The sequence below is a fragment of the uncultured Methanobrevibacter sp. genome (assembly GCF_947170395.1).
Classification (GTDB): Archaea; Methanobacteriota; Methanobacteria; order Methanobacteriales; family Methanobacteriaceae; genus Methanocatella.
In genome coordinates this window covers 109,029-122,441 of sequence record NZ_CAMVTE010000001.1, presented here as the reverse complement: position 1 = coordinate 122,441, position 13,413 = coordinate 109,029, and the positions used below count along the sequence as shown (strand labels likewise).

16 protein-coding genes are annotated in these 13,413 nt (G+C 35.3%); 2 read left to right on the top strand and 14 right to left on the bottom strand.

Features of this window, described 5'->3' with window-relative positions; all coding sequences use genetic code 11:
* The first annotated feature begins 250 nt into the window (after positions 1-250).
* Complete coding sequence (locus Q0W04_RS00650; protein ID WP_298498848.1) at positions 251-880, top strand: CatA-like O-acetyltransferase; 630 nt, start codon at positions 251-253, stop codon at positions 878-880.
* Positions 881-1,114: 234 nt separating this feature from the next.
* On the opposite strand, the gene Q0W04_RS00645 is transcribed toward Q0W04_RS00650, so the two are convergent.
* The 8 genes from Q0W04_RS00645 to Q0W04_RS00610 all read right to left on the bottom strand — a co-directional run bounded on the left by Q0W04_RS00645 (position 1,115) and on the right by Q0W04_RS00610 (position 8,383).
* The gene (locus Q0W04_RS00645; protein WP_298498845.1) at positions 1,115-1,603 is read right to left on the bottom strand and encodes a hypothetical protein; all 489 of its coding nucleotides are present in this window, start codon (positions 1,601-1,603) and stop codon (positions 1,115-1,117) included.
* Between the two features lie 9 nt (positions 1,604-1,612).
* Positions 1,613-2,302 carry an NADPH-dependent F420 reductase gene (gene npdG / locus Q0W04_RS00640; protein ID WP_298498841.1) on the bottom strand — a complete coding sequence of 230 codons (690 nt, stop codon included), beginning with the start codon at positions 2,300-2,302 and terminating at the stop codon, positions 1,613-1,615.
* 8 nt (positions 2,303-2,310) lie between these two features.
* Positions 2,311-2,862 carry a DUF2284 domain-containing protein gene (locus tag Q0W04_RS00635; RefSeq protein ID WP_298498838.1) on the bottom strand — a complete coding sequence of 184 codons (552 nt, stop codon included), beginning with the start codon at positions 2,860-2,862 and terminating at the stop codon, positions 2,311-2,313.
* A 276-nt stretch (positions 2,863-3,138) separates the two neighbouring features.
* Positions 3,139-4,509 carry an MATE family efflux transporter gene (locus tag Q0W04_RS00630; RefSeq protein WP_298498835.1) on the bottom strand — a complete coding sequence of 457 codons (1,371 nt, stop codon included), beginning with the start codon at positions 4,507-4,509 and terminating at the stop codon, positions 3,139-3,141.
* A 4-nt stretch (positions 4,510-4,513) separates the two neighbouring features.
* Positions 4,514-5,881, bottom strand: coding sequence for a CCA tRNA nucleotidyltransferase (gene cca / locus Q0W04_RS00625; RefSeq protein WP_298498832.1), 1,368 nt, complete (start codon positions 5,879-5,881; stop codon positions 4,514-4,516).
* Between the two features lie 5 nt (positions 5,882-5,886).
* The gene (thpR, locus tag Q0W04_RS00620) at positions 5,887-6,444 is read right to left on the bottom strand and encodes an RNA 2',3'-cyclic phosphodiesterase (RefSeq protein WP_298498829.1); all 558 of its coding nucleotides are present in this window, start codon (positions 6,442-6,444) and stop codon (positions 5,887-5,889) included.
* An 8-nt stretch (positions 6,445-6,452) separates the two neighbouring features.
* Positions 6,453-7,583 (bottom strand): 3-dehydroquinate synthase II, encoded by a 1,131-nt coding sequence (locus Q0W04_RS00615; protein WP_298498826.1) that lies wholly within the window; start codon positions 7,581-7,583, stop codon positions 6,453-6,455.
* Between the two features lie 8 nt (positions 7,584-7,591).
* Complete coding sequence (locus Q0W04_RS00610) at positions 7,592-8,383, bottom strand: 2-amino-3,7-dideoxy-D-threo-hept-6-ulosonate synthase (RefSeq protein WP_298498823.1); 792 nt, start codon at positions 8,381-8,383, stop codon at positions 7,592-7,594.
* 333 nt (positions 8,384-8,716) lie between these two features.
* Here Q0W04_RS00610 and Q0W04_RS00605 point away from each other — a divergent pair, with 333 nt between their 5' ends.
* Entirely contained in the window at positions 8,717-9,301 is a 585-nt protein-coding gene (locus Q0W04_RS00605) for an N-acetyltransferase (protein ID WP_298498820.1), read from the top strand.
* A gap of 10 nt (positions 9,302-9,311) precedes the next feature.
* Here the strand turns inward: Q0W04_RS00605 and Q0W04_RS00600 are convergent, their stop codons facing one another.
* The 6 genes from Q0W04_RS00600 to Q0W04_RS00575 all read right to left on the bottom strand — a co-directional run bounded on the left by Q0W04_RS00600 (position 9,312) and on the right by Q0W04_RS00575 (position 13,349).
* On the bottom strand, positions 9,312-9,452 hold the full coding sequence (locus Q0W04_RS00600; protein ID WP_298498817.1) for a hypothetical protein: 141 nt from the start codon (positions 9,450-9,452) through the stop codon (positions 9,312-9,314).
* Positions 9,453-9,580: 128 nt separating this feature from the next.
* Positions 9,581-10,096, bottom strand: coding sequence for a class I SAM-dependent methyltransferase (locus Q0W04_RS00595; RefSeq protein WP_298498814.1), 516 nt, complete (start codon positions 10,094-10,096; stop codon positions 9,581-9,583).
* Entirely contained in the window at positions 10,089-10,934 is an 846-nt protein-coding gene (locus tag Q0W04_RS00590; protein ID WP_298498811.1) for a pantoate kinase, read from the bottom strand. The genes Q0W04_RS00595 and Q0W04_RS00590 overlap by 8 nt, the downstream gene beginning before the upstream one ends.
* A gap of 25 nt (positions 10,935-10,959) precedes the next feature.
* Positions 10,960-11,505: a flavodoxin family protein gene (locus tag Q0W04_RS00585; protein ID WP_298498808.1), complete on the bottom strand. Its 546-nt coding sequence runs from the start codon at positions 11,503-11,505 to the stop codon at positions 10,960-10,962.
* Positions 11,506-11,521: 16 nt separating this feature from the next.
* Positions 11,522-12,028, bottom strand: coding sequence for a flavodoxin (locus tag Q0W04_RS00580; protein ID WP_298498806.1), 507 nt, complete (start codon positions 12,026-12,028; stop codon positions 11,522-11,524).
* A gap of 97 nt (positions 12,029-12,125) precedes the next feature.
* A complete protein-coding gene (locus Q0W04_RS00575; protein WP_298498804.1) occupies positions 12,126-13,349 on the bottom strand; it encodes an FprA family A-type flavoprotein in 1,224 nt (407 codons plus the stop codon).
* Between the last annotated feature and the right edge of the window lie 64 nt (positions 13,350-13,413).

Genomic DNA, 13,413 nt, shown 5'->3' with positions numbered 1-13,413 from the left:
TGTTTTTGATTAGGATAAACACGATGCCTACAAGACCTATAAACCATAAAAAAATCTCCTAAATTACTAAAAACTTTTTTATAATACTTATTATAACACTATTTAATATAATAAATAATCGCGAGAGAGCATTTGAAGACTAAATATTATACGTTTTTTGTGAAATTCATCTCCGACCTACAGAGGTCGGAGTATTCTTTCACATTTAAGATAAAAAAAAGTAACTATTTAATAGGTTTTTGGTTAAAATATGAGAGAAATTGAATTTAATTTAGAGGAAAATCCTTTCAGAAATTTTTTGTCATCTAGATATGCAATGTCTGCAAGAGTTGATGTTGAAAACATGTGGAATTACTGCCATGATAATGACAAGTCATTTTTCGTGATGAGTCTAGGCTGTTTAATGAATGCCGTAAACAAAGTTCCTGCATTCAAAAGAAGAATAATGGATGACAAAGTCATTGAATTTGATTATCTGGAAGGCACATGCCCCATTATGGATGAGGAAAACGAAATATATAAGGAAATGCGCGTTAAAACTCCGCAATGTTTCGAAGATATTTCAGATTGGCACGATTACGTTAAAGATTTATCAAAAAATATTTTAAGCGGCAAAAAAGAAGAATTTGATTTGGATATGTCCTTAAGAGACAGTGAAAATATTGCCAACTTTTCATGCATTCCATGGGTTGATTTTGACACATTGACAACCTGCATTGTTGAATCCAACCAGATACAACCGCTGATAACCTGGGGAAAAGTCAATAGTGATTATGAGATGAGCGTAGCTATCAGCGTAAATCATATCTTTGTCAACGGACGTGAACTTGGACACTTTTATGAATATGTGCAAAAACAGTTCAGTCAAATCCCTAAATAATTCCGAATATGAACAGGAATGTTGAAATTAGAACAATTATTAATGCATGAACTATTGTTTTTTCGTTTTCAATTAATTTGAATGCTACGAAAAATGATAATATAACACACAATAACGGATATAGAATAATCCTGTCTGAATTGATTAATATTACCTTGAATCTTGAAGCAATCGCTACAAATGTATAAACAGCGTCAAATAACCAATAAATATCATTAAATATAAGAAAAGATACTAATAATTACAGTCCATAGAAATCTCTTTTAGAATTTTAGAGAGATACTTCTTTTTTAAAACAAGTTCACGTTTATTTGCCAACTTTTTGTTGTTAGGCTGTTTAACTTTTTCGCCCAATCTTGAAGCGCCCAAATATCTGGTGTCGCCTTCCCTTAACAAGTGCGCATTACCGTCACGAATTGCATTGAAAATATAGTAATAGTCCCTGAAAAGAACATCAAAATCATTGCTTATATGATAAATCTCCAAATCAGTAATCATACGGGAGTCAACATCATACCAGATTAAAAAAATAGCTTCATATCTGAATAAGTCAGCAAAATCAATAAAATTAAAGTAGTCCAAATCGCACAATTTCAACTTGGAAGCAGGATATCTCTGGCCGCAGTTTTTATATTTATATCCTACAGAAAAAATAAAATCATCGGATCCATCCAAATCAACTTCATCAATTTTCAAACCAATAAGATCTTCAAATGAATCCATAAACATCATCTAATCTTTATCAAGTGCAGGAATTCCTGTAATTCTAAGTCCACCGTAGTGGGATTTGTACTTGATGTTTAAACCAATCAACAATGGAGTAATCTTTTCGATAATTCTTGCCTTTTCTAGAATACCGCAGTCGATTGTTTTAATTCCCGGAATCTTGTCGATAATCTCAGCAGCTGTTGCTTTTGCATCGGCATCGTCACCTGCAATAAGACAGTCACAGTCAATTTCTTCAGGGATGTTTGCCAAATGAGAGTTTGAGATGTTACAGAATGCGCAAATTACTTTTGCGCCTGTTCCTTCAAGTATTGAAGCTGTTCTCTCGGCAGCAGAGCCTTCCATAAGGTCAATGAATCTGAATGGTTTTCCGCCGATTGCTGTTTCAAGAGGTACTGTTGCATCCATGACGATTTTGTCTTTACAGAACTCTTTGATTCCTTCGATTGTTGGTTTTTGAGCAGCCAAAGGCACAGTAATTATCAATATATCGCCTTCTTTAGCAGCATCTTCGTTTGCCATACCCTTCATGTTTGACAAATCATAATCTGCAAGGTCTTCCTTGGCTTTTGCAACAACATCCAATGCTTTTTCTTCTTTTCTTGAACCTACAATTACATCAACTCCAGCAATAGCCAGTCTTTCTGCAATTCCAAGTCCTTGAGGTCCTGTTCCACCAATTACACTTACTATCATTTTATCACCTATTTTTTATCGTATAGCAAGCCACCTACGAATATCAGATATTCAGGCAGCTTTCCGTCTTTTGCATATTGAATTTTATAACCAAAAAGGTCTTCAACAGCCTTGTCCACTTCTCCGCCCAATGCTTCAAGAGGATATCTCATTTTAAAAGGCATTTTGCATGGCATGTTCACTTCCCTTGTACATCTCATGCACAGGTTGCATTTGCCCAAAAACAGACCCATTGCATCTTCACTTTCAAGGGCATAGATTTCATTCATCAGCTTTACCTTAAGTCTCTCGAATCGTTTCAAAACGTATTCAAGTTCCCTGTCCTCAAAAGTGTGTTCCAATTCCTCCTGGGAAAAATCAATTTTAAATGCAATCAGTTTGAGTTTGGCATATGAATTCCATACGTCATCAACATCAAAATCGAATGGAGGATAGTTCCAGTTGTATCCAAGCATCTCCTGTTCTTCGATACAGAGTTTTGAAACCTTTTCAAAATCCACATAGTTATTATAAAAATCCTCAACATCAACGTCAAGCGTGAGTTTTTTTATCTCTGACATAGTTATTATTATTTAAATAAAACATTATAAAAGTTACTACAAAAATATGTTACAAAAATAAAAAATATTCATTAAATTCAATAATATAATAAAAAATAATGAATAAAATTAAGAAAAAATTTTAAAATATCCACTAAAATTAATAAGTCATTGTTGTTGATTTATTTAAGAATTATATTACATCTTGAAACAACATGTTATCAAATCAATAATAACAAAAATAAGATGAAAAGTTAGTTTATAATTTATTGAATCAAATATAAACTAAACAAAATATTACGCTTCGACTTTAAAATAATCCCTATGTTTATTCAGATAGTAGTTGATGTAGAGATAACCTATCAAAGAGCCCACAGACATTCCGCAAACAAGACCTGCATAAACGCCCACTACGCCCCATGCGAATATGAATGCAAACAATCCTGCAAAGATAACTTCCATGACAAATGACCTGAGGACAGTTATCAATAATGATATTGTTCCCTTTCCCATTGACTGGAAGATGTTTCCCGCCAAAACACCGAACGGCATGAAAAGTATAAAGAAACACAATACCCTTAACGCTTCTACGATGCTTGAGGCCAATACTGCACTGTCTGCTGAGTATGAAAATATAAATGAGAGCGGGTCTGCAAATATGAAGAAAAATGAAGACACTATTATTGAGGATATCATTCCCAATTTTATACCATAATTGAGAGAAGTCTTTAAATTAACAAGATTTCGTGCACCGTAGGCAGCGCCGCCGACAGTAAGGGCTGCAACCCCAATACCAATCAACGGAGACATTCCAATTGATACAAGCCTCCATGTAGCAGTATATGCAGCAACTGCAAGGGTTCCGGACAAAACTGTAAGCCAATAGTTCATTAAAATGGATACAAAAGATATGATGAACTGTTCAAGACTTGCCGGAATACCTACAACAAGGATATCCCTATATATTGAAAAATCAGTTTTATATTCGCTCATCTTTACTTTAAGGAAACTGTCCTGTTTTATAAACATCCAATATACCATAGGAGATGCTGCAAGAGCGCCTGCAAGCACTGTTGCAAGAGCAGCACCGGCCACCCCCAGACCTAATGTGTAGATGAATATAGGATCTAAAATGATATTGATGAGCGCTGTTAAAATCAGAGGATAAGACGCTCTTTTGACCTCACCCTGAGCTCTGAATATTGCCGCCATCATCGCAGGAAGGAATACTGAAAATATGCCCCCAATGACAATACTTCCATAAGCCATTGTTTCAGACATCACTTCACCGGCACCCATCATCAAAAGCAGAGGTTTTAAAAGCAGTAAAATAACAACAGTCGAGATGACAGTCATTATTATAGAAAGCATTATTGAGTGTATTGCACTGTTTCCGGCCTTGCGGTAGTCTTCAGCTCCTATGCATCTTGCAATCAGTGAGTTTGAACCTGCACCCAGACCGTTTGCAAAACCGACAAGTGCCAAAAACAGAGGTGTTACAAATCCTACTGCAGCAAGAGGGTTCGGACCGAGTCCTGATACCCATATTCCGTCGATGATATTGTTCACCATCATAAAAAGGTAGCTTATAATGATAGGTATTGCCAGCTTGTTTATCGCCTTTTTGGGATAATTGACTATTAAATCTATGTCTTCTGTTTTCTGCATTAGCTCACCTTACTATATACTGAGAAGGGTTTATAAAATCATCTAAAAACTGTAAATAATCGTCATCGGATGCCAATTCATCCAATGTGACGAATTCATAAGTGTCAATTATATTTTTCCGGATATTTTTTCCAACTTTGATTTTTGAAATGTTTTTTTGAGTAAAAAGATCTTTTATAAAATCATTGACGTTAATGAATTCCCTTTTTTGTGTGTGTACCAGAAAGTCATCTTCAATATGGCAATCTGAAGCACCATATTTTGTTGTGAAGTTATTGCATGCTTTGTTTAGATAGACTTTAGGTCCTTTATTGACTTTAATGGCATTCAGTTTGGATGACGCCATTTCAAGCAATATGACTGAAGAGTCAACTTCATTGCTTGCATAGTCTGCCTTGAATACATTGAACTCCTCATTATCTATCTTTTCGGCCAGGGATTCTGTTGTCATTTTAAGCTGAGGATGTAAGGTATCAAGAGGCATATCCGGAATATCGAATCTGATTGCTATAAATTCACTGCCTCTTTTATCCAATTGGTTTAAAATCTTATTCTTATCTAGAGGTTTATCTAAAGGATAAAAATAATCCTTTTTGTTATCGGATGATAGGTAATTTCTTGCTGACTGGATGAATTCTGCAAACTTATTCAATCTTAAAGCAGCACCTACATTTCTGTTCTTATCTGTCGGGTCAATGACAATTAAAGGGTCATTGAAATTTCCGCCTGTGCCATAGTTTTCAAGGTCAATAATATGGCCATGCTGCCAGGTTGTTGCCTGTTTTAAAGTTTCCTCAAAGCTTCCGTATTTGATTATTAAAAGCTCACACAGATATCCTGCAAATCCGCCAACCTTGAACTCGGAACCGTAAGTTCCTGTAACGTCCATGAATCTTTTCAATAGAAGCACTTCGTCACAGCCTTCAGGTGTCAGCTTGCCTTTAACATATCTGGTGTGAAGTATTGTTCTGTCGACTGCTGATTTGAGCTGGGAACCATCTTCAATTGAATAGCATGGAACCAAATCCACTTCAAATTCGCCAATATCGGATGTTACATATGGATGTGAAGCAAAGTGATGAGCCGCATCGCCTCCAAAGTGGTCGCTGCATTTATGAGCCAAATATAAACCTTTCTGCTTTAAAGTGTTTTCATTAATGTCAAGTGGAAATGCCATGAACACATCAATGTCTGATTTTCCTTTAAGTGCTGTGTGTTTTGCAACTGAACCCACAACCTCTATTTTAGCATCGATATTTTCCTTTTGGCATGTCTTTTCAAGAAAGCTGACCAGCTTTTGTGACATTTCGTCAAGATCCTGCTGTTCAGTTTCTGTCGGTTTTATATCTTTTAAAATTGACTCATAATCCATTTTTATCACAATTCAAATACTTTTAAATCATCATATATAGGTCCCTGAGGAGTTAATGTTGATTTCTTAAGAGAAATTTCGCTGACTTGCATTTCACCGATTTCAAATTCATCATACTCTTCAATTGTTGATTTGACCTGATTTTTGTTTTTAGCTGATTTCATGCGCCCGATTGTCAGATGGGTTGAGAATTTTTTGTCCTTATCAAAGCCCAATTTTACAAATTCCTTATCAAGTTTAGCGTGAAGGTCTTTTATTATTGTATCATCATCTATTCCTACCCATATGACCTTTATGCGGTTGGCGTTTGGAAAAGCGCCGCAACCTTTTATTTTGATATTAAAAGGTTTGAAATCAGATACCACTCGCTCAATTGCATCTTCAAGCAATTCCAAACCGTTAGTGTCAATGTCACCAAAGAACTTTAGAGTTAAATGCAGATTTGTTAGCTCAACATATTTGATTTTGGCATCAATCTGTTTAAATTCTTTAATGATCCTATTTATTTTAGGCTTTAAATCATCATCCAAATCAATTGCCAGAAATGCCCTCACTTCAGACATCTAATCACCTATTGTTCTATAATAGTTTCATCAATTGCTATTCCGAAGTGGCGTGCATTCTCTTCAATGTAAACCTTGACCTTATCTCCAGGCTCAACGTCAGCTACTGAAAGAGGTTCGTCATTCTCATCAACGATCCTGATTGTTTCAGCATTCTGAAGTAATGTCCTAATGGTTTTTCCTTCATATTCAGCTTCAATCAATATCAATGGCCTTCTTTCGATTTTGCTTCGACCGACATATGCGGTTCTTGTCTCACCTTCAGTGTTTACAATAAGCACTTCATCTCCGGCAACAAGTTCTGAGAGGTATCTTGTTTTGTTTCCCGGAACCATCACATAAGCCTGAACAGGACCTGCGTTTACCCTGAATGGTCTTGATGCAACGTATTCGCTTTCCAAACTTTCGGAGTGTACCAGAAACATTGATTTTGAATATGATCCTATAAGCATACCTTCACCGGGACTCATCATGTCAGTAGTATCTACACATACCCTGTCACCTGAACCCAATGGTTTGACATTGGTTACAGTTGCAATTTTAAGATCATATTTTACCTGAGATGCCTTTACGACCTCTTCAGCTATCTTTTTGGTTTGGTTAAAGTCATTAGCTTCAAAAATTATTCCGTCTGTTCCGTGCTCAAGGGTTTCCAGCGCTACACGTGCACCGTCAAGGTCACGTACTGCAGCAATAATTTCCACATCCACTTTCTGTAAATCCGCTATGATGTTTTCAAGTGGGATGATTGTCCAGTCAGTTCCTACAAGAATAATATAGTCTACGATTGAACCTAACTTTACAGCCAACTGCTCATGTGCCTTATCTGTGATTTTTATATATGCACATACAGTTTTTCCTTCACTTTTTGCTTTTTTGGCATTTGAAATGTCGACGGAATCTGTAAAGTCATCATTTAGGTCTAAAAATCCGTCACCTTCACCGTTAATGCCAACAAGATAGATATCAGCATCATCATTGTTTGCAATGATTTTTACATTACCCAGTTTTCTGATGTTTTCTATGTCATCAAAGTCAAGGACATGGTCGATTCCGGACTCTAGAGCAGTTGTAATCATTTCCTTTTTATCTTCCCACAATTCATCAGGAGTACTAATCCATGCGAATTTGTTTTGCATCAAATCACCTATTTTAAGAATTCAAGTGCTTCATCCACATCCAAGTCATGGTGAACAACTTCAGATATTGCTCTTGTAATTTTTCCTGGGTTTTCAGCCTGGAACAAGTTACGTCCAAATGCAACGCCTGCTCCGCCGACTTCAAGTGAATCCTTAACCATGTTCAGTAAGTCTTCATCAGTGTCAACTTTAGGTCCGCCTGCAATTACAACCGGTACGATTGCACCTTCAACAACTTCCTTAAATGAATCAGGATCACCTGTGTAATTGGTTTTAACGATGTCCACTCCAAGTTCGGACCCTACACGTGCGGCGTGTTTTACGAATTCAACGTCATGTTCGTTTTCTACCTTTTGTCCGCGAGGATACATCATTGCTAAAAGCGGCATTCCCCAGAAGTCACATGTTTCAGCGATTTGTCCCAATTCCTGAAGCATTTGGCTTTCGGTTTCAGAACCTAAGTTTACGTGAATGGATACTGCATCCGCACCTAATTGGATTGCCTTTTCAACGCTTGTTACGGTTACCTTATCGTTTGGATCCGGTGCAAGGGAAGTACTTGCGGACAGGTGTACAATTAAACCAATATCCTTACCGTAACCTCTGTGTCCCTGTTGTACAATACCTTTATGCATTAGGATTGCGTCTGCTCCACCTTGGGAGATTTCTTCAACGGTTTCATCCATATCGATGATTCCTGGAATCGGACCGCTTGATACGCCATGATCCATCGGTGCAATTACAGTTCTACCAGTATTTCTGTTAATGATTCTTTCTAAACGAATCTTTTTACCTATCATTTTTTTAACCTCTTTACTTATGAATTATATTTTTCTTGATTATGATATATAATGTTAATTGTAAAAAAATAGACAATTATCTAAAAAAGATTAATTAATTTTTAAAATCTGATTAAAATGTTTTTGTATTAATTAAACAGTAAAAAGAAAATTAAACTAAAATATGTGTAAATGATATCATATTCAAATACAGGATAAATACGATACAATTTGAATTAAAAATAATAAACTGAAATCAATATTATGAAATATGCCAAATATTACAAGCTTAAATCAATATTTACAGCCATTAAGAGTAAGTAATAAATAATTCAAAGAATAATAAGATTTAATATGAAAATCGAAGACATTAAAGAAAATTATTATTTCGAAACTTTGAATAAAAATCACGACTTAAGTGATTTTGATTGTGGTGATGAAGACTTGAATAATTTTTTAAAAAATGATGCATTAAAACAGCAAAATTCAAAATTAAATGTTACTAAACTCGTCATGTGTGAAGAAAAAGTTATAGGATATGTCTCTCTTTTAACAGATACCATTATTTTTAGAAATATACGTGATGAAAATGTTTCCTCAGAAATTAAAGAAAAATTACAAATTCAAAGAAAAAATCGAACATTGCCTGCTGTAAAAATAGGGCGTCTTGCAATTGATAAGAAATATTCTGGAAAAAATTTAGGAACCCATATAATTAGAAACATCATATTGAATTTAAAAAACATATCAAAAAAAGAAGTAGGATTTCGTTTTATTGTTGTTGAAGGCTATGCAAAAGCAATATATTTCTATGTAATTAAAAATGGATTTGTGAATTTAGAAAAAGATGACGAAAAAATTAACAATATTGATTTTATTGCAAAAAGAGACCCAACTAAAAAGTTCTACCTATATTTTGATTTAGAAAATATTGATTAGAAAAAAGAAATTAAAATGGAACAAATCTCTGTTCCTTAATTTCCTTAATAATCTTTTTTTGCCTTTTTGTTAATGGTTTATTAAGACCATTTAAAAAATCTTCAGCATCTTTGCCATATAATATTGGAGTATCCCCAATTGGTTTAGCCATGAAATCACCTAATTTTCTAGTTAAAAATATATTAATTAGCATTATTTATATAATTTTTGATTTTAACTCTTAAAAATTGATTTAACATTAAAAAATTGCTCTGAAAAAAACATACTATATAAAATTAACTATTTTTTCAATGAGGGAGTCCATAGATCAAATTCTTTTATCAAAGGAGGAATTCCGGAGTCATTGTATGAGTCAAGATATCCATCCTGTGAGTAGTATTCTTCCCCACTAACATTTGCAGAATTAACAAATTCCAAAAGTCCCCTATTTCTAATTACAGTATGTTTTGGTTTGAATGTTGATGAATAAATGTAAAACACCTTAAAAACAGTATCCGGATGATATCCTCCACCCAAATCTATAGCTAACACATCACATGACTGAACTTTTTTAAATATTTCAGCCAAAACCTCATGCAATCGCACATCACCAGAAATAAAGTCAACATAATCCAGTTTTGCCATTTCATCAATTGCCTCAGGTGAGTTATCAGCGGCAATAATCCTGCAGTCTCTGGGAAACAGTTTTGTAGTGCCTCCAGTGTGACAGCCCAATTCTATTATTGTATCGCCTGATTGGACCAAATCCATAAGATTCTTTCTGTAATTTTTAATGTTATAGCTAAGTTTAATCATAAACTATCCCAATGTTGTTGAGTTTATCTATATGTAAGTTTTCAATGTTTAAAGTTTTGAGTGCATCTTCATCATATGCAAATGCAAATGCCGTATTTCCCAACATTGCCATGGAACTGCCTAAAATATCACTCGAAGAATTAAAATAATCAATCAGATTTTTGACTTCATCTGACATTAATTTAGTTTCATGCGAAAACCTGTTTGAAAAACTTAAAAAATTCTCCAAAGTAGGTTCACCTTCAAACAAATCCAGATATTTCAAGCCGGAAGAGGAAATAACTTTCTTGTGATGAGGGTTGTTAATGATATCTGCAGTTTCAATTGCTCCAAAAGTCTTCCACCCTATATAAACATCTTCTGTAAATGATTTTATCTCACCAATTCCCGGAGCACCCGGTTTTGTTCTTAAAACAAGACCTTGACCAGTCTGAGCTATAACATCCCCCAAACCGGCACCTAAATTAACTTCAGCCATATGGGCAATCTGACCGCAAAGCTCAAGGGAATAACCTAAATTCAGATATTCATTAATAGCTAACGTTAGACTTAAAGCCGAAGCGGCTGAAGTGCCAAAACCGGCTCCAATCGGCAACTGGATATCCTGAGTAATTTTAAAATCCGTTTCAATCTCTAAAATTGACAATACCTCATCTATAACTGTCAAATCACCCTGATTAACATCGACAGTCAGCTCATCTGCTTTAGACACTGTTGTTTTAACACCGTCTGAAAGTAAAAATCCGGCACCACATGATCCGTTTTTAAGAGTTATTTCATGGTTTTCTATTGTGAAAAAACCTGTAATGTGGCCAGGTACAAATACTGAATTTGCCATAATACATAATTTGTTTTCAATTTAATTAAAATTTTTGACCTATCTCATAAGCCTTTTTAAGGTCATCTTCTTTTTTGTCTGCATCGCCAATGAATTTAACGCCTGCAACTTCAAGTGTTTCAATATATTCAAGTTCAGTGTTATTTAAAAAAGGTTGGGCTTCTGTAAGCTTGATATAAGGTTCATAGATATCCTTATCTGGATATGCGTGTGTGAATATCATGGCAGCTTTTCCATTGAACTTCTTATCGGGATTGTTGAATATTGAGTAGAACCTGTCAACAATTGTCTTTGCCTGTGCAGTCATTTGACCGAAATATATTGGGGAAGCAAGAATAACGCCAGCCCCTTCAGCCAGCTGGTTAATGATTTCTGCACCATCATCCTCATATCTGCAGTCTTTTCCTTTAGCACATATTTCACATCCGCTGCATGGATTAATGTCCATATTTTGCAGGTAATATTTTACAACCTCATGACCATTGTCCTCAGCACCCTTAATCATTTCATCCAAAACACGATTTGTATTTCCTTTCTTTCTAGGACTTGCCTGTAGAGCTAAAATTTTCATAATAATACCATCTCCGTTAATCTTTAATCCATGAAACTACTGTTTGTTGAGCATCATAAACATTTGCGCCCGGAATTGAAAGACCTTTCCTGATTTCGCCACCTTCACATAACTTTTTCAGGTCCTTTTGACTTGCACCGAAACCGGATCCTTCATGAGTTACAAACGGCTTTACTGTTTTTCCTGTAAAATCAAGTTTTTCAAGCTGGGTAAACATCACCATCGGAAGTGTTCCCCACCAGTTTGGAAAACCTATATAGATTGTATCATAATCTGAAATGTCATCTAAGGATTCCTTGATTTCAGGTCTTGCATCTGCTGCAAGTTCCTTTTTTGCAACATCAATGCATTTCATATAATCAGCAGGATATTCGACTGCCGGTTCAACTTTAAACAAGTCAGCACCAGTTTCTTCCTGAATATACTCTGCAATTACCTCGGTGTTTCCTTTCTCAATGTTTTTAAGCTCACCGCCGAAGTAATTTTCACCGCTTCTTGAAAAATAAATAACTAAACTGGACATTGTTATAACCTCTAAATATTTGTTTAATGATATTCCAATAAATGTTGTCAAATACAACAATCAAAAATTAAAAAAAATAAATTAAGAATAGAATTAACTATTCTTTAATTGAACGAGCAAGTTCCGCTCCTTTTTCAAATGCTTCAGCCAATACATCCTCATCAGGTACAAACAAAACGTCCAATGTATCAGTTACAGTGAAACCTGCTTTTTCCAAATCTTCCTGGAGTTTATTAATAGCTCCTCCACCCCATCCTTTGGATGAGAATATCAAAGCATTTTTCTCACTGCCTGTTCCCTTGAAGTTGACACAGTCAAGCCAGTACATCATGTTACCTATTCTTGGGAATGGCTTGTTCATCATTGTTGGAGCACCAAGTGCAATGGCTTTGGAGTCCAAAATGTCGGTAATTACATCATCAGGACCGTCTTCCTGCATGAAGTACATTTCTACCTCTACACCCTCACTCATGATACCTTCAGCAATTTGGAAAGCCAATTTTTCGGTTGAGTGATGCATTGTGTCATAGATAACAGTGATTTTGTCTTTACAAACACCAGATCCCCATTCGGAGTATTTTTCAACGATTGGAGCAGGGTTTTTCCAGATTTGACCGTGACATGGTGCAATCATTTTGATGTCATTGATTAAACCTGTGTCAGTCAATTCCTGCAATTTCATCCTTAGCATTGGAGAACCGAGAGTTACCAAATTAGCGTAGTATTTTTGCGCTTCTCTTAAAAGGTAATCAACGGAATAATCTTCATCAAATCTTTTGGAGTGAGCCACGTGCTGACCGAATGCGTCATTAGAGAATAGAATTCCTTCTTCAGCCAGTAATGTGAACATGCTGTCAGGCCAGTGAAGCATTGGTGCTGAGATGAATTTTAATGTTCTCCCACCAATGTCAAGCTCATCGCCTGTCTGAACGGCAGTCAATTCCAAATCTGAATAATTGTGATATTGTGCTTCTAAAAATTTGATACAGTTAGCGGATGCATAGATTTCTGCATCTGGATTGTATTTGTCAATGGTTTCCCTCAAGTGGGTTGAATGGTCCATTTCGGAGTGGTTCTGTACAAACACGTCAATTTTAATGTCTTTTCCTTCCTGAGCAAATGCATCTTCAACTCTTGCGAAATATTGATCTGACAATCCTCCATAGACATTATCAATCAATACGGTTTTTTCTTCTCCAAACACTACATATGCGTTATATGTGGTACCTGGAATTCCATATCCATGAAAGGTTCTACTGTTCCAGTGAATAACACCAACCCAGTAAACACCATCAGCTATTTTTACTGCTTTTGCTTTCATTTTATTACCTCTAAAAATTTAAGTTATATAAATTTATATCAAATGTAATATATATAATATTATA

Bases quoted from the DNA above. Each gene is read 5' to 3' on its own strand.
- Q0W04_RS00600 (WP_298498817.1), bottom strand. From the start codon at position 9,452: ATGGCTAAACCAATTGGGGATACTCCAATATTATATGGCAAAGATGCT.
- Q0W04_RS00635 (WP_298498838.1), bottom strand. From the start codon at position 2,862: ATGTCAGAGATAAAAAAACTCACGCTTGACGTTGATGTTGAGGATTTT.
- Q0W04_RS00610 (WP_298498823.1), bottom strand. From the start codon at position 8,383: ATGATAGGTAAAAAGATTCGTTTAGAAAGAATCATTAACAGAAATACT.
- Q0W04_RS00575 (WP_298498804.1), bottom strand. From the start codon at position 13,349: ATGAAAGCAAAAGCAGTAAAAATAGCTGATGGTGTTTACTGGGTTGGT.
- Q0W04_RS00585 (WP_298498808.1), bottom strand. From the start codon at position 11,505: ATGAAAATTTTAGCTCTACAGGCAAGTCCTAGAAAGAAAGGAAATACA.
- Q0W04_RS00615 (WP_298498826.1), bottom strand. From the start codon at position 7,583: ATGCAAAACAAATTCGCATGGATTAGTACTCCTGATGAATTGTGGGAA.
- cca (WP_298498832.1), bottom strand. From the start codon at position 5,881: ATGGATTATGAGTCAATTTTAAAAGATATAAAACCGACAGAAACTGAA.
- Q0W04_RS00650 (WP_298498848.1), top strand. From the start codon at position 251: ATGAGAGAAATTGAATTTAATTTAGAGGAAAATCCTTTCAGAAATTTT.
- Q0W04_RS00595 (WP_298498814.1), bottom strand. From the start codon at position 10,096: ATGATTAAACTTAGCTATAACATTAAAAATTACAGAAAGAATCTTATG.
- Q0W04_RS00580 (WP_298498806.1), bottom strand. From the start codon at position 12,028: ATGTCCAGTTTAGTTATTTATTTTTCAAGAAGCGGTGAAAATTACTTC.
- npdG (WP_298498841.1), bottom strand. From the start codon at position 2,302: ATGATAGTAAGTGTAATTGGTGGAACAGGACCTCAAGGACTTGGAATT.
- Q0W04_RS00590 (WP_298498811.1), bottom strand. From the start codon at position 10,934: ATGGCAAATTCAGTATTTGTACCTGGCCACATTACAGGTTTTTTCACA.
- Q0W04_RS00605 (WP_298498820.1), top strand. From the start codon at position 8,717: ATGAAAATCGAAGACATTAAAGAAAATTATTATTTCGAAACTTTGAAT.
- thpR (WP_298498829.1), bottom strand. From the start codon at position 6,444: ATGTCTGAAGTGAGGGCATTTCTGGCAATTGATTTGGATGATGATTTA.
- Q0W04_RS00645 (WP_298498845.1), bottom strand. From the start codon at position 1,603: ATGGATTCATTTGAAGATCTTATTGGTTTGAAAATTGATGAAGTTGAT.
- Q0W04_RS00630 (WP_298498835.1), bottom strand. From the start codon at position 4,509: ATGCAGAAAACAGAAGACATAGATTTAATAGTCAATTATCCCAAAAAG.